The following is a 21,030-nucleotide window of genomic DNA, read 5'->3' as shown; positions in this document are numbered from 1 at the left end:
GGGGTCCGACCAGGTCGACCCTGGTCCAGCCGCCGCGATCGCCGGACCGGTGCGCAGGCCGCCGGCGTCCGCACTGATCACGACTGCGGCGTACCCTGCTCGTCCGCGGCCTGGATGATCGTCTTGCCGGGTGTGCGGCGGTCGCGGGTGAACGCGGAGGTTGCTTCGGTCAGCGGGCGCACCGCGCCGACGATGGGCTTGAGTCGTCCGGTCCGTACCCGCTGGGCGAGGTCGGCCAGCCGGACGCGGTCCGGTTCGACGACGAAGAAGACGGCTCGCCCGCCCGTCGGCTGCACGGTGGGCGGCGCGGCGATGGTGACGACGGTGCCGCCCGGCCGTACCAGTTCGGTCGATCGGGTGAGGATGTCGCCGCCGATGACGTCGAGTACCAGGTCCACCTCGCCGGCGTGCCGCAGCTCGTCGGCGTCCAGGTCGAGGAAGGTGTGCGCGCCGAGGTCGAGCGCGACGTCCCGGTCGGCGGTCCGGCCGGTGCCGATCACGCGGGCGCCCGCCTCCCGGGCGAGTTGGACGGCGAGCGAGCCGACACCGCCCGCGGCGCCGTGGACGAGGACGGTCTGGCCGGTGGTGAGGTGGCCGTGGTCGAACAGTCCCTGCCACGCGGTCAGTCCGGAGATGGGCAACGCGGCGGCCACGGTGTGGTCGATGTCGGCCGCGAGGGGAGCGAGATTGCGGGCCTCCACCGCGGTGTATTCGGCCAGGGATCCGTCGCGGGCCCAGTCGGTCAGTCCGAACACCCGCTGGCCGACGGTGAGGCCGGTGGTCCCGTAGCCGAGTTCGACGACCACTCCGGACAGCTCGTGCCCGGGGATGCTGGGTGTCCGGTCGCGACCGGCGCGATCGGTCCAGGTCGCCGGCCAGTCGAGCTCGCCGGGGGTGAAGCCGGCGGCGTGTACGCGCACGATGACGTCGTTCTCGGCGGCGTGCGGGTAGGGCATGTCGGTCAGGGTGAGTCCGCCGGTACCCGCCTGGCGGTCGCGTACGGTGATCGCTCGCATGCTCGAATCCTCTCCAGGGCGTTCGTCGGTTCCGGGGTGGTCGTGGGTGCGGTCAGCTCGGCCAGGGCGAACCGAGCATGCGTTCGACCGTCGTCACCCGGCGGAACCCGGGGATGAAGTGTTCGAGCACGTCGGAGTTCACCGTGCCGTTCGTGGTCTCGGGCCGGTTCTTCAGCCCTTCGACGTAGGTCCGCAGGAACTCGTTCTTGAAGTCGCCTCGCGGGTGGACGGCGAGGATCTCGTCGAGCTGATCGCGGTCCAGTTCGGCCAGGCCGAGGCCGAGCACGTCGGTCAGGACACCGAGGTACGTGGTCGCGATCTCCGGGGCCATCCGGTCGGGGATGCCCGGCGTGGTGTGCAGCGCGATCGCCGTCCAGACCGTCTGCGCGGCGGCCGCCGGGAAACCCCGGTCCAGGAGGAACCTGCGCGCGTGGTCGGCCCCGTCGACCTCGAAGCGCTGCTCGACGTCGGAGAAGGGCGTCAGGAGACCGCTGTCGTGGAACATGGCCGCCAGGTAGAGCAGCTCCGGGTCCGGTTTCACGCCGAGCCGCTGTGCGTGGATCAGGCCGAAGAGGAAGACCCGCCGGGAATGGTGGTAGATGAGCGGGCTGGTCGTCTCCTGGATGCGCCTGGTCGCCTCGGCGACGGCCGCCGTCTCCGGAATCTCCAACCCCGCGATGACCTCTGGCATGATCTCTGACCTTCCCCGGAACTGTTCACGTTCGCTGTCTCCGGTCTCCATGCTGCCCACCGATCGTCGTACCGCGCCGCCCTCGTCGGGCCAGGAATCCCTCATATCCGGACAGGGCGCGATCGGCCGAGATCAGGGAGCGCTGGGTCGCCGGAACGTCGTACCGTGAGCGATCTTGACCACGAAGTGCCCGCCGCCGCCTCCGGCGGCGTGCTACCAATGAGCGGTGTCCGAGCCTCCCGCTGCGCCGGCCCGACGGCGGTCGGTGCCACCGGCTTCCGGCTGCCCCGACGCGGATCCGGCTCCGAAAGGGCCGCGGCGGTGACCGCCGGCACCCACCGGGTCGGAGTCCTCGTCTACGACGGGGTGACGTTGCTGGACGTCGCCGGTCCCGCGGAGGTGTTCAAGGAGGCGAACCGGTTCGGCGCCGACTACCGCATCGTGTTGCTCTCGCCGACCGGTGCGGACGTCACGACGAACCTCGGCGTCCGGGTGGCGGCCGACGGGGCCCTCTCGCCGGCGCCGGCCGTCGACACGTTGCTGGTGGCCGGGTCCGACCGGTTCCCGCGCGCCCAGGTCCCCGCCGACCTGGCGGACGCCGTACGGACACCGGCGACGGCGGCCGGTCGGGTCGCGTCGATCTGCACCGGGGCCTTCATCCTCGCCGCCGCCGGCCTCCTCGACGGCAAGCGCGCGACCACGCACTGGAAGGTCACGCACGAGTTGGCCGCCCGGTATCCGACGTCCCGCGTCGAGCCCGACGCGATCTACGTCCGGGACGGCACGACGTACACGTCGGCAGGGGTCACGGCCGGGATCGATCTGGCGCTCGCCCTCGTCGAGGAGGATCACGGGCCGGACGTGGCGCGCGACGTCGCCCGCGCCCTTGTGGTGTACATGCAGCGTGCGGGCGGCCAGTCCCAGTTCTCGGCACCGCTGCAGGGACCGCCGCCCCGGTCGCCGGCTCTCCGCACGATCACCGACCTGGTGACGGCGAACCCGCGCGGGGACCACTCGCTCGGTGAACTCGCGAAACACCTCAACGTGAGCACCCGGCACCTCACCCGGCTCTTCCACGACGAGTTGTCCACGACACCGGCCCGCTACGTGGAGAACATCCGGTTCGACATGGCCAGGGCGCTGCTCGACCAGGGGCACAGCGCAACGCAGGCCGCGACCCTCGCCGGGTTCCCCAGCTACGAGAGCATGCGACGGGTCTTCGCCCGGAAGCTGTCGATCAGCCCGGCCGCCTACCAGCGTCGGTTCAGCACGACGCGCCGCACCGGCGCGGGTTAGTACTCCGCCATCACGTGGCCTGTCCGCGCTGGTAACACCACGTGGCAAGCCATCGCTCGGCGCCAGCGGTCACCGCCGCACCCTAGCGATCGAGGCCCGCGTTACCGCAAGGGTGGTGGCTCTTTGAACACACTGCCGGGCCCTGCTCGACTGAGGCTGCACGCCTCCTCCCGGCGCGTAGGCCGCTTGGTCTCACCCGACGAGGAGAGGTATTGGGCGTTCTCATTGCCGGCCGGTGACCCGGGGGAAGCATTGCTCGTCATCGGGTGCATTGTTCAGACCCAGGGCGGGCTGAGCGATGTCGCAGCGCCCGATGTGCTCATGAACGAGACGGTATCGATGTCGGCGCCTGGTGGCGGAGTTCGTCGAATCCGCCGCCATCGACATCGCATTGGGTGCGGTGGAGCGAACGGAGATTATTGTGCAACCGGCGTGGCTTGTTGTGCTTGCGTGGGCTTCGCTCTTTGTGGGGTTGATCAGCACCGCCGTTGTCGTTGGTGACCAGTTTGTTCTTGGATATCGTCAGCCGGTCAAGGTCATGGAGATAGTCTGGCCGGCAACCGCCCTCTACCTTGGCCCGGCTGCTGTCCTGAGCTACCGAAGGTGGGGCAGGCCCCAGTCTCCTCGGTGGCTCGACCGGTACGGCAACGCGCCGAGGGCGTCGCGACACGCGCCTACGATAATTCAGACCTATCATTGTGCGACGCACTGCACCCTGGGTGTCATCATTGCCACGCCTGTGACCTACGGCGTTGGCCTCGAGATATTCGGCAGCACGGTGTGGCCCGAGGTGGTCGGCGACTATGTAGGCGCAGTGGCCATAGGCATCGCATTCCGGTATTTTGCCGAGGCTCCTGGGAACAGTCGAAAAGTGTCGGCCGCGATGCGGAGATTTCTCCGGGCGGACCTGCTGACCGTGTCCGTCTTCGAGGTTGCTCTGTTGGGTTGGCTGGCGATAATGCATTTTCTGGTCTTCCATGAAACCCTGCGGCCGGGTAGTCCGGTGTTCTGGCTCGTTATCCAGATCGGGTTGATCATCGGCTTCTTCGCCGCGTGGCCGCCGACCATGTGGCTGATCCGCCGCGGCGTCAAATCGGAGTTGCTGGGCACGCCGCAGTAGGGGGTGATTCGCCGACGCCCTGGGTGGCGGCGTGCCCGTGGAGTTCGGCGTCACCGGGCACGCCGGACGCCGTGTGGGGTCCGGCCGCGACCTGGCCAGATCACCTGTTCGTCATGCGTGCCAGGGTGCGCTTGTCCGGCTTGCCGCTCGGCCCCACCGGCACCCGCTCGATCCACTGGATCGTCTGCGGGGCCGACGGCGCCCCCAGCGCCTCCGTCACCAGGGCGCGCAGCCGCCCGGCATCCGGTTCGTGGCCGGCGGCCGGCACCACGTAGGCGTGCACCGCCTCTCCGGTGACGTCGTCGGGACGGCCGACGACATAGGCCTCGGCGACCGCGGGGTCGGCGGCGAGAACCCGCTCGATCGGGCCGGCGTACACCAGGTTGGCGTGCACGATGATGACGTCCCGGATCCGGCCGAGCAGGTGCAGGTAGCCGTCGCTGTCCAGCCGGGCCAGGTCGCGGGTGCGGACCCAGCCGTCGACGAAGACGTCGGCGGTCTCGACCGGATCCGTCCAGTACGCGGCGGCCTGCGCCGGTGTCCGCACGAAGAGCTCACCCTCGGTGGCGGGACGGCCGTCGGCGTCCCGGATGGACAGCCCGGTCACCGGGGGTGGGCGGCCGACCGAGGCGAGCGTGGCCGGGGCCGCCAGCATCTCGGCCGGCGTCAGCATCGTGATCATGCCGGTCTCGGTCTGGCCGTAGCCGTGGAAGATCACCGGGCCGAGCACGTCGAGCGCCTCGGCGAGCCGGCCCGGCGCGAGCGGGGAGCCGGAGACCAGCAGGGCCCGCAGGCTGCCCAGGTCGACCGGATCGGTGCGCTGATCGTGCACGAGTTGGTACAGCTTGCCGACGGTGATCACGCTCGCGGTCGCCCGATGCCGGGCGATCATGCCGGGGAAACCCGGGGGTCGGGCCGCGACCAGGGTGCCCCCCGCGGCCAGGGTGAGGATGCCGTACTCCAGCATCACCTGGCTGGCCAGCGAACCGAAGACGAGATAACGCTGTAGCCGGGTGGCGAGGTCGGCGATCGCCGGAGGCCAACGTTCCGGGTACGGCGCCCAGGCCGCGCTCATCGCCGCGTACGTCTGCGCGCAGCCCTTCGGCGTGCCGGTGCTGCCGCTGGTCCAGATGATCCGGGCGACGTCGTCCGGGCGCCCGGCGGCGATCAGCGCACGTCCGTCGTCGGCGGTGCGCGCCAGCTTGGCGGCCCGGGCGTCGTCGACCAGCAGGGTGTTCCCGCCGAGGTGCCAGGCGCGGTGGGCCGGCGTCAGGTCGGGGCGGATCCCGGAGATCCGGGCGCCAACCGCGAACGCCGCGATGATCGCCGCGAAGGCCTCCGCGGTGACGCCGAGCCGCAGGGCCACCCCGACGCCGGGGCCGGCCCCGGCGGCCCGGAGCCCGGCGGCGATGCGACGGACCAGCCGGGACATCTGGGCCGTGCTGACGACCCGGTCGCCGTCCTCGAAGACCGGCCGGTCGTCGCCGGTGGCGAGCAGGTCCAGCACCGGCTGCGGCCAGATCTCAGCCGGCATCGGAGAGCACGCTCTTGATGAAGAGCACGAGCGGCTGGTGGTGCACGTCCGGCAGATTCCAGTGGTTCTCCAGGTTCTCCGCGAGGTGGTGCACCGCGACGACCCGGCCGCCGCGATGGACCCGGACGACCGGGTGCAGGTAGCTGGCGTCGTGGGCGTGCGCGGCGTCGTTCTCGGCGATCCGGGGCACCGTGATGTCGAACGGGTCGACCTGGTCGTGGTCCGGTCCGTACTCCAGGGTGATGACGAACGCGAACGGCTCCGGACCCAGGCCGCCGTCGTGCAGGTACGCCACCGGCACCTCCTCGTGATACCGCGCGGTGTCGCCGGAGATGACGACGACGTCGCCGAGGACGGCGAACTGCTGCCACAGGGCCGAGGTGCGGTTGATCCGGGCGATGATCGCATCGGCGATCGCCTCCGGGGTGATCTCCAGTGGCGTGGCCGGCCACGGCGAGTCGTGGTGGCGGGCGTTGAGGATCCGGTGCAGGGCGCGTACACCGTACCGGAAGCCGTGAATGAACCCGTTCGTCGAGCGCTTGAAGTCGCGCTGCTGGGTGAGGGTGCCGGCGAAGTACAGGCCGGGCACGTTCACCGACTCGTACGCCGGGGTCTGCTCGGGGAAGCGGTCGTTGATGACGAGCCGCGGCCGGGCGGACGGGTCGAAGATGCTCGCGTCGAACCGGAAGCCGGTGCACAGGATGATCCGGTCGTAGTCGATCTGCCGGATCGCCTCGACGGTCCGGGCGTACCGGAAGTCGATCCGGTAGCCGCCGTCGTCGCGCCGGGCGATCCGCTCGACGGTGCCGTCCAGGACCGCGTTCTGCGACTTGAGCTGATACGTGTCGAGGAAGTTGTTGTTCACCGCGCGCAGGTGCCCGACGTAGTGCGACTGCCACGCCAGCTTCACCGAGTGTGGGCCGGCGACATGGATGACCGCGGCCGTCTCGACGAGCGCGTCCGCGGTCTCGAAGGCCGAGTTGCCCTTGCCGATGATGAGGACGCGCTGGTCGGTGAAGTCGTCCGGGTCGACGCTGACGGTGTCGTACCGTTCGGCGAGTTCGGCGCCCTCGATCGGCGGGACGTACAGCTGGGACACGCCCGTGGCGACCACCACCCGTCGGGCGGTGATGGTGTCGTCGCCCGCGTGCACGACGAACAGCTCGCCGTCGCGGGCGATCCGGGTGACCCGGGTGTTGTACCTGATCCACAGGCCCTGGGCGACGTCGGCGAGGTAGCGCACCAGGTCCGCGGCGTCCGGGAAGTACCGCCGGCTGTAGTTCTTGAACAGCAGCGCCGGATCGTCGGTGAGCAGTGAGTTCCAGTCCGCGCGCAGGTTGAACTCCGGATCGTCGGAGCCGGTCCAGACCTTGTTGATCGAGATCAGTTGCCGGTGCCGGGGATAGGTGGTGAAGAAGGTGCCCGCCGCCGCGCCGGCCTCCAGCACCAGATAGTCGCGGCCGTCGCGCTCGAGCAGGTGCGCGAGCTGCAGCCCGGCCGGTCCGGCTCCGAGGATCAGATAGTCGAGCGTCATGCGGCGCAACGTAGCGACTCGATCTCAGAGCGTTCTGAGAATTCGTCTCTAGGGTGCGATCGCATGACGACAGAGGTGGACCTCGATGTCCCACTGCGGATCGCCGACCTTCGCGCCGCCCGCGACCCGATCAAGGTCGTGGTCGGGCCGCAGGTCCGGGACCGGGTCACGGCCGCCCGAACCTTCCTGTCCGCGGTGCTCGGCGAGGACCGCGCGGTGTACGGCGCCACCACCGGCTTCGGTGCCCTGGTCGGGTACGCGGGCCGCGCCGACCTGCGCGACCAGGCCGACAACACGCTCGCCCACCTCGGCGCGGGCCAGGGCCCGGACCTCGACCCGGAGGTGGTCCGCGCGACCCTGCTGCTGCGGGCCGCGTCGCTGGCCCGGGGCGCGTCGGGGGTCTCCCCGCACGTCATCGACGCCCTCGCGGCGATGCTCGCGACCACCTTCGTCCCCGCGGTGCCCCGGCTGGGCTCGGTCGGCGCCAGTGGCGACCTGATCCCGCTCGGCGCGGCCGCCCAGGCGTTGCGCGGCCGGGGCCACGCCTGTCTGGACGGGGTACGGCTACCCGCGGCGGAGGCGTTGCGGCGGGCCGGCCTCGAACCGCTGCCGCTGGACGGCCGGGACGCCCTCGCCCTGGTCAACGGCACCTCGCTGACCACGGCGGCGACCGCGCTGGCGCTGGACGCGGTCCGCACCGCGCACCGGGCGGTCCAGGTGCTCACCTGCCTGCTCGCCGATCTGCTCGGCAGCGACCCGCAGTTCCTCGACGCCCGGCTGCTGCGGGCGTACGGCCATCCGGGCGCGATCGACGTGGGCGCGCGGATGCGGCGGGTCAGCGCCGGACTCGTCGCGTCCGGCGAACGACCGTTGCAGGAGCCGTACAGCCTGCGGTGCGCGCCGCAACTGCTCGGCGCCGCCGAGGACGCCCTGCGCTACGTCGACGCCGTCGTCGCGGCCGACCTCGCGAGCGTCACCGACAATCCGCTGTTCTTTCCCGACGACGACCTCGTGGTGCACGGCGGCAACTTCTTCGGGCAGCCGGCCGCGTTCGCCGCCGACCTGCTGTCGATGGTCGTGGCGCAGGTCGGCAACCTCGCCGAACGGCAACTGGATCTGCTCGTCGACCCGAACCGCAACGGCGGCCTGCCGCCGATGCTGGCCGCCGGCCCGGGACAGCAGCACGGGCTCCAAGGGGTGCAGCTGGCCTCGACCGCGCTGATCACCGAGATCCGCCGGGACGCCATGCCGGCGAGCATGCAGAGCGTGCCGACCAACCTGCACAACCAGGATGTCATCCCGCTCGGCACCCAGGCCGCGCTGCGGGCCCTGGACCAGGCCCGACTGCTGCACCTCATCGTCGGGTCGCTGGCGGTGGGGCTGCGCCAGGCCGCCCACGTCGGTGCGCGTACGCCGACCGCGTCCGGCTGCGCCGAGGCGCTGGCCGCGGTGGCCGCGGCCGTACCGCCGATCGACCCGGACCGGCCGCTGGACGGTGACGTGCGGCGCGCGGCCGGCGTGGTCGCGGATTTCTCCGTTTCTCTTCCCTGAGGGTGGGCGCACATGACGCTTGACTATCTGATCGTCGGGGCCGGGCCGGCCGGCCTGCAACTGGCCGCGCTGCTGGAGGCCGACGGCAAGCGCGACTATCTGGTCCTGGAACAGGCGGAGATCCCCGGGGCGTTCTTCGCCACCTTTCCCCGGCACCGGCAACTGATCTCCATCAACAAGCCGCACACCGGCTCGGACGACCCGGAGCTCAACCTGCGGCTGGACTGGAACTCACTGCTCAGCGACGACCCGGCGCTGCGGTTCACCAGGTACACCGAACGGTACTTCCCCGACGCCGACGTGATGGTCCGCTACCTGGCGGACTTCGCCGCGAAGACGGGGGCGCGGGTCCGGTACAACTCCCGGGTGACGTCGGTCCGCAAGGTCGACGGGATGTTCGAGGTCCGGACGGGGGAGGAGGTCTTCCGGGCGCGCCGGCTGATCGTCGCCACCGGCGTCTCCAGGCCGTACCGGCCGGAGATCCCCGGGCTGGAGCTGGCCGAGCAGTACGCGGAGATGTCCGTCGACCCGCGCGACTACCTCGACCAGAAGGTGCTGATCATCGGCAAGGGCAACTCCGCGTTCGAGACCGCGGACAGCCTGATGGAGACCACCACGCTGATCCACATCGCCGGGCCGAGTCCGGTCCGGATGGCGTGGCGCACGCACTACGTGGGGCACCTGCGCGCGGTGAACAACAACTTCCTGGACACCTACCAGCTGAAGTCGGCCAACGCGATCCTGGACGGCCACGTCAGACGCATCGAGCGCGACGGCACCGGTTTCCGGGTGACGTTCGCGTTCTCCCGCGCGAACGAGGTGGTCAAGGAACTGTGGTACGACCGGGTGCTCGCCTGCACCGGTTTCGCCTTCGACGCGTCGATCTTCGACGACACCTGCCGGCCGGCGCTGACGATCAGGGACCGCTTCCCGGCGCAGACCCCGGAGTGGGAGTCGGTGAACGTGCCCGGCCTCCACTTCGCCGGCACGCTCAGCCAGGAACGCGATTTCAGACGCTCGACCAGCGGTTTCATCCACGGTTTTCGGTACGGCGTCCGGGCGCTGCACCGGATCCTGGAGCGACGGTACGGGGACACGCCCTGGCCGGCGGAGAAGCTGGACGCCACCCCGGCGGTGATCGCGGACGCCATCGTCGCGCGGGTCAACCGCACCTCCGCCCTGTGGCAGCAGTTCGGCTTCCTCGCCGACGTGGTCACGGTGGCCGGACCGGACGCGCGCTACCACGACGAGGTGCCGGTCGAGTACTTCGCCCGCACCGGCCTGCGCACCGCGGACCACGACTACGCGCATGCCTTCGTCGTCACCCTCGAGTACGGTCCCGAGCACGACCGGGTGGATCCGTTCGACATCACGGTCAGCCGGGTCGCCCAGGATGCCGCCGGCCAGGCCCACGACGCGGCCTACCTGCATCCGGTCGTGCGCCACCACCGGGCGGGCCAGGTCCTCGCCACCCACCACCTGGCGGAGAACCTGGAGAACCGATGGGATCGGCCGGAGACCCACGTCGCGCCGCTGGCCGCGTTCCTCGACCGCTGCCTGAGCAGTGCCGAGGACTGAGATGCGTCCGTCACCCGGCGCGGCGCTGGACGGCCCGGCCCTGAACCTGGCCGAGTTGGCCGCCGACGCGCGGCGTCGCCTGGACCCGGTGCACTGGGACTTCTTCGCCGGTGGCGCCGGCGAGGAACGCACGGTCCGCGCCAACGAAGCGGCCTTCACCCGGCGCTACCTGGTGCCCCGCGTCCTGCGCGACGTGCGCCGGCGCGACCTGCGGACCTCGCTGCTGGGCAGCCGGATCTCGATGCCGGTGCTGATCGCGCCGACCGCGTTCCACCGGCTGGCGCACCCCGCCGGCGAGGTGGCCACCGCGCGGGCCGCCGCCGAGGCGGGCACCATCATGGTGGTCAGCATGGCGGCCACCCGGCCGGTCGAGGAGATCGCCGCCGCCGGCGGGCCGCTCTGGTTCCAGCTCTACCCACAGCCGGATCTCGATTTCACCGCGTCGGTGGTACGGCGCGCGGAGGCCGCCGGCTGCACCGCCCTGGTCGTCACGGTCGACTCGCCCGTGTTCGGCCGGCGGGAACGCGACCTGCGGCACGGTTTCGTCGACCTGCCGCCCGGGCTGGTCTGCGAGAACATGCGCGACGCGAGCGGCCGGGTGCGCGCCATCGGGATGGACGCCGGGCTGGACTGGGCGCGGATCGCCTGGCTGCGCGAGGTCACCACGCTGCCGATCCTGCTCAAGGGGGTGCTGCATCCGGCGGACGCGGCGCTGGCCGTCGCGCACGGCGTCGACGGTGTGCTGGTCTCCAACCACGGCGGCCGGCAACTCGACGGGGCGCTGGCCACCCTGGACGCGCTGCCCGCCGTCGTCGCGGCCGTGGCGGGGCGGCTGCCGGTGCTGCTCGACGGCGGCGTCCGTCGGGGCGCCGACGTCCTGGTGGCGCTGGCGCTCGGCGCGACCGCGGTGCTGGTCGGCCGCCCGGTGCTCTGGGGGCTCGCGGTGGGCGGCGCCGCCGGGGTACGCCAGGTGCTCGACCTGCTCCACGCCGACCTCAACCGGGCGCTGGCGCTGGCCGGCGCCACCGGGCCGGCCGACCTGCACGCTGACCTCGTCGCCACGGTGGCGTGCGGATGACCGTCGTCCTGATCGTGCTGGCCGGGATCGGCGTGGCGTGGACCGTCCCGTCCTGGCTGCCCCGGACGGTGGTCCGGCTGCGGGAGTGGGTGTTCGTCAAGGTCAACGGCGTCGAAGGCGTTCCGGTGCCGGGTCCCACGGTCGGCATGGAGCACTTCGAGCGGGTGTACGCGGATCCGGCGGCGGACGGACGCAGCCGGGGCGCCGGGTTGTCGGACCTGTTCTGGTACTGGCTGGCGCCCGGACCGCACATGCACCAGGAACATCTGGAGCCGGGCGAGCGCTACCGGACCGTGGCCGCCACCACCCGGCGGGTGCTCGCGGTACGCCGCCAGCGCTGCGACGACCTCGCCACCGCCGCCACCCGGCGGGTGCTCGACCGGCTGCCGACCGACCGGACCAGCCACGTCCGGCTGCGCGACCTGATGATGCCGGTCTGGGCCGAGGTCTACTACGAACTCGTCTTCGGCGAGGCCTGTCCGCCGGACGCCCGGGCGCTGATCGTCGCCAACGCGGACGACGTGGTCACCGGGCTGAAGTGCACCGGCCTGCGGCACATGCGGCGGCGCGACCGGCTGACCAGGTACCTGTACGACCGGCTCCGGGCGGAGACCTGCCCGGTCACGCTGCCGCCGCCGTTCACCGCCCAGGAGACGGCCTGGTACCTGCAGGGCGCCTTCTTCAACACCGCGGTCGTGCAGATGTCCGAGGCGACGGCGCACGTGCTGCTCGCCCTCGCCACGCATCCCGACCTCCAGCGGGGACTCGACGACGACGACGCGCTGGACCGGGTGATCGACGAGACGCTGCGGGTGCATCCGCTCTTCGGCGTCGCGCACCGGATCACGTCGGCGCCGATCACCCTGCCCACCGGGGTGTCCCTGCCCGCCGGAACGGTGCTGCTCTTCAACTACCTGGCGTTCCACCGTGGCGGGGCCGCCGGCGACGACCGGTTCGACCCGGACCGCTGGCTGACGCTCAAGCGCGGCGACGCGCACTTCATCCCGTACGGGATCACCGCGAACCGGGCCTGCCCGGCCCGGGGCGTCGCGCCGGTGATGATGCGCGCCGCGACCCGCGAGGTGCTGCGCCGGTACGCCCTGGCCTCCTCGGCCTCCCACACCCGGTCGCTGCCCAGCCGAGGCCCGGCATACCTCACACCGGTCGGATGCGGCGGTCCGGGGCGGCTACGGCTGGCCGCGATGCGGCTGCGGGACCGGTGGGCCGACGTGGGCCGCAGTCTCCGGCAGTTGGTGTTCGGCACCTGGATGGTCGTCGACGCCCGCCGGCAGCGGTTGTGCACCAACTACTTCGAGAAGGCGGTCCGATGACACCAACGGAGCTGGCGCCACGGTTCTTCATCGCGGTCACGGTGATCCTGCTCTCCTGCAAAGGGGTCGCCTGGCTGCTCGGCAGGGCGGGCCAGCCCGCCGTGGTCAGCGAGATGCTCGCCGGCGTCCTGCTCGGCCCGTCGCTGCTCGGACTCCTGCTGCCGGACGTGCAGAACGCCCTGTTCCCGGCCCCCCTGCTGCCGGTCCTCTATGTCGTGGGTCAGGTCGGCCTGGTGCTGTTCATGTTCCAGGCCGGATACGCGTTCAGCGCCCACCGGGTCACCGGGCTCGCCGGCACCGCCGGGGTGATCTCGCTGGCCGGCGTCACCGCGCCGCTCCTGCTGGGGGTGCTGCTGGTCCTGGTGACCGCGGACGCCGTGCCGATCCGGACCGACGGGACCTCACTCGGGGTGTCGGCCGCGTTCGTCGGCGTGGCCCTGGCCATCACCGCGTTCCCGATGCTGGCCCGGATCATCACCGAGCACGGGCACGCCGGCACCCGGCACGGCACCCTCTCCCTGGCCAGTGGCGCGATCGACGACATGGCCGCCTGGATCATGCTGGCGGCCGTGCTGGCCTTCGCCTCCGGCCGGGCCGGTCCCGCGATCGTCACGGCGGGCGGAGCGGTGCTCTTCGGACTGGTGCTCTGGTTCGGCGGGCGTGCCGCCACCTCCGCGCTGATGACCCATCGCGGTCTCAACGACCGCGCCCGGCTGCTCGGCACGGTCGCCCTGCTCTTCCTGGTCGCCTGGTACACCGACGAGATCGGGCTGTACGCGGTCTTCGGCGCGTTCGCGGTCGGCGTGGTGATGCCGCGCACCGAGAACACCGACACGGTGGTGGACACGCTCACCCCGGTCGCGGCGACGCTCTTCCTGCCGTTGTTCTTCACGTACTCGGGTCTGCGCACGGAGTTCGGGCTGCTCGGTTCCCTGCCGGTGCTGTTGTTCGCGCTGGCCTGCGTGACGGTGGCGATCGTCGGCAAGTTCGGTGCCTGCTGGGCGGCGGCCCGGCTGCGCGGGGAGCCGCAGGGTGTCGCGCTGCGGGTCGGCGCGCTGATGAACGCCCGCGGCCTGATGCAGCTCATCGCGCTGAACGTCGGGTTGGAGGCGGGCATCGTGAACCCGTCCCTGTTTACCGTGCTGGTCCTGGTCGCGCTGGTCACCACGCTGATGACGACGCCGACGCTGCGCTGGATCGAGCGCCGGGAGGCGCAACGGCCCGATACCGCACCCCTGCCCGCGCTGGCGGTTTCAGATAGTTGAAGAGACAGTTACCGGTGCTTCCATCGGTGCTCATCTATGGGATCGTTAACATATGCGGGGCGGAACATCGAACCGGCTGCTGCTGGTCGAGGACGACGCGGACCTGACGGAGCTGCTCACCGAGACGCTGGGCCAGGAAGGCTACCTCGTCGACCGGGCCTTCGACGGCCAGCGGGGGCTGCATCTCGGGCTGACCCGATCCTACGACGTGATGGTCATCGACCGGATGCTGCCCGCACTCGACGGCCTCGACCTGGTCACCCGGCTACGCGCCCGGGCGGTCCCGGCCCGGACCCTGATGCTCACCGCGCTCGGCACGGTCGACGACCGGATCGCCGGGCTGGACGCGGGCGCCGACGACTACCTTGTCAAACCCTTCGACCTCGACGAACTGAGCGCCCGGGTCCGGGCGCTGTGCCGGCGCACCGCCGAGCCGACCGACGTACTGCGGATCGGCGCCGGACTGCTCGACCTGGGGCCGCGCGACGCGATACTGGCCGACGGCACCCGGGTGGCGCTGTCCACCCGCGAGTTCGAACTGCTACGGGTGCTGGCAGCCCGGCCGAACGCCGTACATCCACGGGCCGTGCTGCGCCGTAAGGTCTTCGAGAGGCCGCCGGGGCGTCGATCGTGGACACCTACGTCTACTACCTGCGGCGCAAACTCGGCCGTACGGTGGTCCGCACCGTGCACGGGCTCGGCTACCGCCTCGGGACGCTCTGATGGAGGCGGCCGAGCAGGCGATCGTCCGACGGGCCCGACTACGGATCGGCCTGCTCGTCGGCCTGACCATCGGCGGCCTGCTGCTGTTGGCCGGCGGCATCTCGTACGCGGTCCTGGTCCACAGCCAGGAGGCGCAGATCCGGCGTGAGCTGACCTGGGGCACCGAGCACGGGACCATCGCCGGTCCGCCCGCGTGCAGCTGGATCTTCCAGTACGACGGCGCCACCGTGTACACGGGCCTGAACCCGCCGCCGCCGGGCTTCCCGTTGGACGACGCGCTGGACACCGTAACGGCCACCCGGACCACCGAGCTCACCACGGTCACGCGTAACGGCACGACCTACCACGTGCGCACCGCGGCCCGCGGCGACGGTGTGGTCCAGGCGGTGTTCGACGCCCGCTTCCAGCTGTCCGACCGCCGGCACCTGCTGCTCGCGTTCAGCCTCGCGGCCGCGGTCGGGCTGCTCGCCGCCATGCTCACCGGTGTGCTCGTCGGCCGCCGGGCCGTCGCACCACTCGCCGAGGCGCTGACCCGACAGCGCCGCTTCGTCGCGGACGCCAGCCACGAACTGCGAACCCCGATCGCCCAGGTGCACACCCGCGCCCAACTGATCGCGCGGCGGGCGCGCAACGGCACCGCCACCAACGTGGACGACCTGGAACGACTGATCGGCACCACCCGGCGGCTCGGCGAGATCGTCGACGACCTGCTGCTCTCCGCCCGGCTTGCCGCCGCTCCCGCCGACCGGAAGCCGGATCCGCCGGTCGATCTCACCTCGCTGATCGGCACGACGGTCGCCGCCGAGACCGAACGCGCCGCCGAGCGTCAGGTCACCCTCACCCTGGACGCCCCCGACGGCCCCCTGCCGGTGCCGGGCGTCGAATCGGCCCTGCGCCGGGTCGTCGGCGAGCTGCTCGCGAACGCGCTGGCCCACACCCCGGCAGGCGGCCGGATCGACGTCACGCTCCGGGCCGTCGACACCGTCGCCGAGCTGGTGATCGCCGACACCGGGAAAGGTTTCGACCAGGCGGACGCCCGGCGGATCTTCGACCGGTTCCACCGCGGCCCGGGCTCCGGAGACCGCCGCTTCGGCCTGGGACTGGCCCTGCTCCAGGAGGTCGTCACGAGCCACCACGGCACGATCGACGCCGAGGGCCGTCCGGGGCGGGGAGCCCGCTTCACGGTGCGCCTGCCCAGGACGCGCCGGCCGATCGCCACGGGTGGCGCCGCGCGGCTCAGGAACCCGCGGACGCGCCAGCTCGGAGCCGGTAGCTGAGCGCCGGATCGCGCGGACGCCGAACCCCCGTCCGAGCCGCCGAGGAGCGCACCTCCGGACCGGGCCCGGGCCGGCCGGTCAACCGAGGTAGCCGGTCGGGTGGCTGCCATCCGGCGGGGCCGCGCCGGACGAGCCCGGGAAGCCGCCGGCCACCGGCACGGTGCGCAGCACCGCGGTCGGCGCGTCGGCCATGCCCCCACCGGCCGGTGCCGACAGCGGGACGGTCGCGGGGACCTCGGCCGCCGCCACCGCGTCGGGTGCCCGTCTGCGGCGCATCACCAGCAGCGCGAGCGCGCCGCCCGCGGCGATCAGCACGCCGCCCAGGAGGAGGAACGGCGACGAACCGCCGCCCTCGTCGCTGACGGCCTTGAACGTCGGCGGAGCGGCGGTGCCGTCGCCCGCCGCGGCGAGCGGGCTCGCCGCCGCGGCGGGCGACGGCGACGTCGTCGTGGGCGCTGCCACCGCGGCGAGGGTCAGCCGTACGGTCGCGACGTCACCGGCGCGGCCACGCACGCTCGCGCGGGCGGTGCGGTAGCCGGCCAGGGTGGCACGGACCGTGATGGGTCCCGCGGCGATCGTCCTGCCGGCGCTGGACGCGATCGAGAACCGGCCGCTACGGCTGCTGGTCGTGCGGTACTCGTGCCCGGCGCTGTCCCGGATGGTGAGGTCCACACCGCCGATCGCCTGACCGCCGGCGTCGCGGACGGTGCCGGAAACGCCCGTCACCCCGGCCGCCGGCTTGTCCCCGCCGGAGGCCGAGGTACCCGGGCCATGGACGTAGACCATCGTGTGGTCATAGCTGTTCTGCCCGGCGAGCCGCACGCCGATCGAGATGTTCAGGCCGGTGACCTCACCGGGACGGGCCTCGGGGGCGACGAGCGTCGTGTCGAGGGTCTGGCTCTGGCCCGGTCCGAGGTTCGGCTCCGCCCGGCATCCGGAGGCGCAGCGCAGGCCGCCGCCGACCACCACGATGGCCGTCTCGGCCCGGCTTCCGTTGTTGGTGACCCGGAACCGCACGCGTACCGTCTCGTTGGGCTTCACGTTCTCCGCCGACACGCTGAGGATGCGGACGGTCTCCGAGGCGGCCGTCGCGGGTGCCGCCGGCCCCACGAGCGTCCCCCCGGTCAACGTGATCAGTGCGGCCGCCCGGCTCCATCGGACACGTGAGCGCGTCGTCACTGCTGCCAACCACCTTCCCGAGAGCAGGCAACACCGGCCGATGCGCCGCGGGCCACTATGCCCCGTCCGGGACGGGCCGCGCGACCCGGCCCCGGGCTCGTGCCGCGCCCTGGACGATCAGGGCTCCACGGTGAGGTGGAACTGCTGGTGGGCAGCGGGCGTGGCGGCGCAGGCGGCCTGGACGAGGGCGGCGTTGTTGGCGGTGCTCGCGCCGCTGATGGTCAGGCACCTGTCGCTGTGCAGGTTCCGGATGGTGACCACGGTGTCCAGGCCACTGCCGGCGACGCGAGTCAGGCTGAACTGCTGGTTCGGTTGCGGCAACCCGCCACCGTCGCAGGTGTACTGGAGAGCCCGCGCGTTGTCGAGGATGCCCCACTTCTCGATGTCCACGCACTTGCCGGCGTCGGTGCCGATCCGGAAGTAGGGTGCCGCGCCCACCCGGGTGAGGCGGAACTGTTCCCAGGTGGCGGTGGCGACGCAGTCGTACTGGTCGAGAGCGGTGCTGTTGGCCGTGCTGCCGCCCGGCACGTCGACGCACTTGCCGCTGTGCACCGGTCGCAGCCGGTACCTGCGGCCACCCTCGACGTACACCTCGGGCTGGGCGTTGCCGATCTGCCCCTCCCACCACGTCTGCTTGTCGGCGAAACCGGATCCGGTGGAGGCGAGGGTGTAGATCCGCCGGACCCCGCCCCCGAGGTCGTACAGGGCCCCGGCGTCGGCGTACCCGTCGCCGGTGTAGTCACCGACGACGAGCGTCGCGCGGGTGGCGTCGAACGCGCCGGCCCCGCTGCTCCACCACACCGCGCTGGACCAGGCACCGCCGCGGTTGCCGATGGTGAACAACCGTGCCGTGGCCGCACCGTCGTCGTAGAGCGCGACGATCTCGTCGCCCCCGGCGCCGTCGACATCGCCGGCCGCGAAGCGGGCGCGGCCGGCGGCGAAGACGCCCGCGCCGCTGTCCCAGATCTGGGTGGGCGCGGCGAAGGCCGCCTGCGTCGAGGCGTGCAGCAACACCCTGGTACGGCTGCCGCCCGCGTCGTAGATCTCGGCGATGTCGGCGTAGCCGTCCCCGGTGAAGTCACCGGCCACCGGGGTGGCCTGGGCGAAGGGCAGGTTCCCGGGGCCGCTGTCCCAGACCAGGACCGGTGCGCCGAAGGCGCCGCGGGCCGAGTACTGCACCCACAGCCGGCTCTGGTCGCCGGCCAGCCCCTGCAGCATGGCGAGGTCGGCGTCGCCGTCCCCGTCGAAGTCGCCGGCCACCATCTTGAGGTGGCTGACGTGGAACCCGGTGCCCGACCAGGCCGGCTGGCTGGCCGCGGTGAACCGGGTGCCGTCGGACAGCAGCAGGAACAGCCGGAGGTAGCCGTCGGGGTCCTCGCGGAGGACCGCCGTGTCGGTGCGGCCGTCCCCGTTGACGTCACCGTTGGCGCTCTGGATCCGGTCGACCGGGAATCCGCCGTTGGTGTCGGTGTCCCAACCGAGGTAACCGGTGGGCCGACCGCCCGCCGACGCGTTCAACACGTTCCACACGGTGGTGCGGCCGTACCCCTGGTCGACGACCGCGGTGACGTCGGCACGCCGGTCGCCGTTGGTGTCGCCGTCCACCGGCGGGGCGCTGACGGCCCGGCCGCGGGCGACCAGGTCCCATCCGGCCGTCAGGCCACTGGAGTTCCCGGCCCGGTCGACGGCCCGCGCGTACAAGGTACGGCGGACGTCCCCGATGTCCCCCGCGATCGACGGCCACAGCGTGACCGGCACGGTCGCGCTGCCGTCCGCCCCGACGGCCACCCACATGGTGGTGCTGTCGGGGCTGAACCCGTACCGGAAACCGGTGACGTCGGCGTCGGCGGCATTCCTGGTGAAGGTCACCGAGCCGAGCTCGCCGACGGAGCGGCCCACGCTGCCCGCCGGAAAGTCGGTCGACGATGTCGTCGGCGCACCTGGTCGCGCGGTGTCCACCGTGAAATAGCAGCGTGCCGAGTACGCCCCGGCCAGGAGGCCGCTGTCCGAGGTGCGGGCCCGGTAGCTGAACACGGTGTCCGGCTGGTCACCCGGCAGCACCCCGGCCGGGACCGGCGGCCAGGGAACGGCGGTGCCGGACGCGACCGTGCCGGAGCCGATGGTGGTCAGCACGGCGTCGCCGGAGAGGATCTCCAGGGCGTTGGAGACGTTGTCGCCGTTGGGGTCGTACCCGACACCGGTGAGGGACGGGGTGGTGGTGGTCAGCGGCGTCGGGGCGGCGGCGGTGCCGCACGGGCTTGGCGGGACGGTGGTGACGCCGGTGGGTGCCGACGGGGCGTTGTTGTACTCCACGATGAGCCGGGCCGTCGCCTTGTCGAACCGCTTCCAGTAGTTCTGGTCGCCCTCGCTGGCGCTGGGAATACGCAACCCGAAACCGAGCGCCTCCTGCGGGGCCGTCCCGCCCACCGTCTGCTGGACCAGGGTCTTGACGCTGTCGTTGCCGAGGCCGAACTCCATCAGCAGCGGTGGCTGGCCGCACGCCGAGTTGTTGGCCTTGCCGCTCCGGGTGTCCAGCGCCTTGCCGTCCAACCAGGCGGTCCCGCTGTTGGTCCAGGTCAGGGCCACCGCGGGGTCGATCGTCCTGGTGTGCCACAGCTCGACGCTGGTTGCCGCGCAACTCCCGGTGTGGGTCATGGTTATCGAGAACCAGGCCCGCGAGATGGTGGCCCGGGCCAGCCGCGCGACGTTCATCTCGAAGAAGCTGCGCCACGGTCCGTCACTGCTGCCGTACACCTTGCCGACGCGGACGTCCTTGCGGTAGAAGTCGTCGGTCCAGTAGGAGGTGCCGGGGCTGGCCTTGTTGACGAGCGTCCACTGGTACTGGGTGGCGCTGAAGGACGGGTCGAGGTACAGCGGGTAGTGGAGGTCCGGGCCCGCGAGCCGGGCCGGGTCGGGCAGCACCGCCAGTTCGCCGCGGCCCAGTTCGGTGCGCATCGCCCAGCGGCGGGGCTCCCGGAGGGCGGCGCCGGAGACGCCGCCGGCGGCCGGGGCGGCGGGCGGAGTGTCCCACATCATCGGCGTACCCGAGGTGAACACCGCCCGTCCCTGCAGGTCCACCGCGCTGCTCCCACCGTCCGGTCCGGTTCGCAGGGTCAGCCCTCGGGTGCCGGTGGTGAAGCGGATCCGGCGCAGCGCCGGATTGCGCGCGGCCGTGGCGTCGTGCACCACGAGCACCTCGGAGAAGCCCACCGGGTGCACCGTGACGCGCAGGTCCACCCCGGGCAGCACCGCCGGATACGTGGCGGTGTCGCCGTCGAGGACCGGCACGGGCAGCGCGTGCGGCCAGGACAACGACACCTGTCGGCCGTCCTGCGTGGCGGTCACCAGCGGAGCCCGGCCACCGCCCGACAGCCGTAGGTCGGTGACGGTGGCACCGGGCGCCACCGAGCCGTCGGCGGCGCGGACCAGCCGGGTGTCTATCGGCACCCAGCGGCCGTCGCGGCGGGTCCGCACGGGTACCACGTGCTGCTCCATGGTCCGCGTACCGGACGGATTGGCGAACACCTGCGTCGTCTCGGTGCGTTCGCCGGTGATCTCGATGCGTCGCCCGGTCCGCCGGGCCAGCGCGGTCGCGGCGGTCGCGGTGGAGGCTTCGGTGTCCGTCGCGGCGCCGGACCCGCCACCCGCCCCGGCGACGGCGCGCGCGTCCGACGGTCCCGGCCCGGACGGCGTGGCGAGCGCGGGAGCCGCGCCGACCAGCAGAGTCGCCAGGAGCACCGCCGCCGTTGATGACGCCACGTCCACCACCTCATTCCGCTGAACCCGGGTTGGTCGCGAGCATCGTATGGTCGGGTCGGCACCCCGCCGGGGCCGGCGACGGCCGGCCCGGTCGGCCG

At 72.2% G+C, this 21,030-nt stretch carries 15 protein-coding genes and 1 pseudogene; 10 read left to right on the top strand and 6 right to left on the bottom strand.

What is annotated here, in order from left to right:
* Positions 1 to 77: 77 nt before the first annotated feature.
* Positions 78 to 1,016 carry an NADP-dependent oxidoreductase gene (locus ACIBPB_RS07205; protein WP_396838677.1) on the bottom strand — a complete coding sequence of 313 codons (939 nt, stop codon included), beginning with the start codon at positions 1,014 to 1,016 and terminating at the stop codon, positions 78 to 80.
* A 52-nt stretch (positions 1,017 to 1,068) separates the two neighbouring features.
* Positions 1,069 to 1,707 carry an HD domain-containing protein gene (locus tag ACIBPB_RS07200; RefSeq protein WP_396838676.1) on the bottom strand — a complete coding sequence of 213 codons (639 nt, stop codon included), beginning with the start codon at positions 1,705 to 1,707 and terminating at the stop codon, positions 1,069 to 1,071.
* 321 nt (positions 1,708 to 2,028) lie between these two features.
* Here ACIBPB_RS07200 and ACIBPB_RS07195 point away from each other — a divergent pair, with 321 nt between their 5' ends.
* The gene (locus ACIBPB_RS07195) at positions 2,029 to 3,003 is read left to right on the top strand and encodes a GlxA family transcriptional regulator (RefSeq protein ID WP_396838675.1); all 975 of its coding nucleotides are present in this window, start codon (positions 2,029 to 2,031) and stop codon (positions 3,001 to 3,003) included.
* 352 nt (positions 3,004 to 3,355) lie between these two features.
* Complete coding sequence (locus ACIBPB_RS07190) at positions 3,356 to 4,123, top strand: DUF4396 domain-containing protein (protein ID WP_396838674.1); 768 nt, start codon at positions 3,356 to 3,358, stop codon at positions 4,121 to 4,123.
* Between the two features lie 100 nt (positions 4,124 to 4,223).
* On the opposite strand, the gene ACIBPB_RS07185 is transcribed toward ACIBPB_RS07190, so the two are convergent.
* A complete protein-coding gene (locus ACIBPB_RS07185; RefSeq protein ID WP_396838673.1) occupies positions 4,224 to 5,657 on the bottom strand; it encodes a class I adenylate-forming enzyme family protein in 1,434 nt (477 codons plus the stop codon).
* Entirely contained in the window at positions 5,647 to 7,191 is a 1,545-nt protein-coding gene (locus ACIBPB_RS07180; protein WP_396838671.1) for an NAD(P)-binding domain-containing protein, read from the bottom strand. Before ACIBPB_RS07180 ends, ACIBPB_RS07185 begins: the two co-directional genes overlap by 11 nt.
* Positions 7,192 to 7,254: 63 nt before the next feature.
* On the opposite strand from ACIBPB_RS07180, the gene ACIBPB_RS07175 reads away from it, so the two are divergent.
* The 8 genes and pseudogenes from ACIBPB_RS07175 (at position 7,255) to ACIBPB_RS07140 (ending at position 15,994) form a co-directional block, all read left to right on the top strand.
* Positions 7,255 to 8,742 (top strand): aromatic amino acid ammonia-lyase, encoded by a 1,488-nt coding sequence (locus tag ACIBPB_RS07175; RefSeq protein WP_396838670.1) that lies wholly within the window; start codon positions 7,255 to 7,257, stop codon positions 8,740 to 8,742.
* A gap of 12 nt (positions 8,743 to 8,754) precedes the next feature.
* Complete coding sequence (locus tag ACIBPB_RS07170; RefSeq protein WP_396838669.1) at positions 8,755 to 10,320, top strand: NAD(P)-binding domain-containing protein; 1,566 nt, start codon at positions 8,755 to 8,757, stop codon at positions 10,318 to 10,320.
* Between the two features lies 1 nt (position 10,321).
* The gene (locus tag ACIBPB_RS07165; protein WP_396838668.1) at positions 10,322 to 11,398 is read left to right on the top strand and encodes an alpha-hydroxy acid oxidase; all 1,077 of its coding nucleotides are present in this window, start codon (positions 10,322 to 10,324) and stop codon (positions 11,396 to 11,398) included.
* Entirely contained in the window at positions 11,395 to 12,729 is a 1,335-nt protein-coding gene (locus tag ACIBPB_RS07160; protein WP_396838667.1) for a cytochrome P450, read from the top strand. Before ACIBPB_RS07165 ends, ACIBPB_RS07160 begins: the two co-directional genes overlap by 4 nt.
* Positions 12,726 to 13,994, top strand: a complete 1,269-nt coding sequence (locus tag ACIBPB_RS07155) for a cation:proton antiporter (protein WP_396838666.1) — start codon at positions 12,726 to 12,728, stop codon at positions 13,992 to 13,994. The genes ACIBPB_RS07160 and ACIBPB_RS07155 overlap by 4 nt, the downstream gene beginning before the upstream one ends.
* A gap of 52 nt (positions 13,995 to 14,046) precedes the next feature.
* Positions 14,047 to 14,343, top strand: a pseudogene (locus ACIBPB_RS07150) (response regulator); the annotation flags it as partial.
* A gap of 281 nt (positions 14,344 to 14,624) precedes the next feature.
* On the top strand, positions 14,625 to 14,717 hold the full coding sequence (locus ACIBPB_RS07145) for a hypothetical protein (RefSeq protein ID WP_396838839.1): 93 nt from the start codon (positions 14,625 to 14,627) through the stop codon (positions 14,715 to 14,717).
* Positions 14,717 to 15,994, top strand: a complete 1,278-nt coding sequence (locus tag ACIBPB_RS07140) for a sensor histidine kinase (protein ID WP_396838665.1) — start codon at positions 14,717 to 14,719, stop codon at positions 15,992 to 15,994. The genes ACIBPB_RS07145 and ACIBPB_RS07140 overlap by 1 nt, the downstream gene beginning before the upstream one ends.
* Before the next feature lie 78 nt (positions 15,995 to 16,072).
* On the opposite strand, the gene ACIBPB_RS07135 is transcribed toward ACIBPB_RS07140, so the two are convergent.
* Both ACIBPB_RS07135 and ACIBPB_RS07130 read right to left on the bottom strand, forming a co-directional pair.
* Positions 16,073 to 17,122 (bottom strand): carboxypeptidase-like regulatory domain-containing protein, encoded by a 1,050-nt coding sequence (locus ACIBPB_RS07135; protein ID WP_396838664.1) that lies wholly within the window; start codon positions 17,120 to 17,122, stop codon positions 16,073 to 16,075.
* A gap of 168 nt (positions 17,123 to 17,290) precedes the next feature.
* A complete protein-coding gene (locus ACIBPB_RS07130; protein ID WP_396838663.1) occupies positions 17,291 to 20,932 on the bottom strand; it encodes an RICIN domain-containing protein in 3,642 nt (1,213 codons plus the stop codon).
* Between the last annotated feature and the right edge of the window lie 98 nt (positions 20,933 to 21,030).

Origin of the sequence: Micromonospora sp. NPDC049836 (assembly GCF_044465125.1) — a bacterium.
Lineage (GTDB): Bacteria > Actinomycetota > Actinomycetes > Mycobacteriales > Micromonosporaceae > Micromonospora.
Note: the sequence above shows the minus strand (reverse complement) of the source record. Positions and strands in the feature narration are given on the sequence as shown.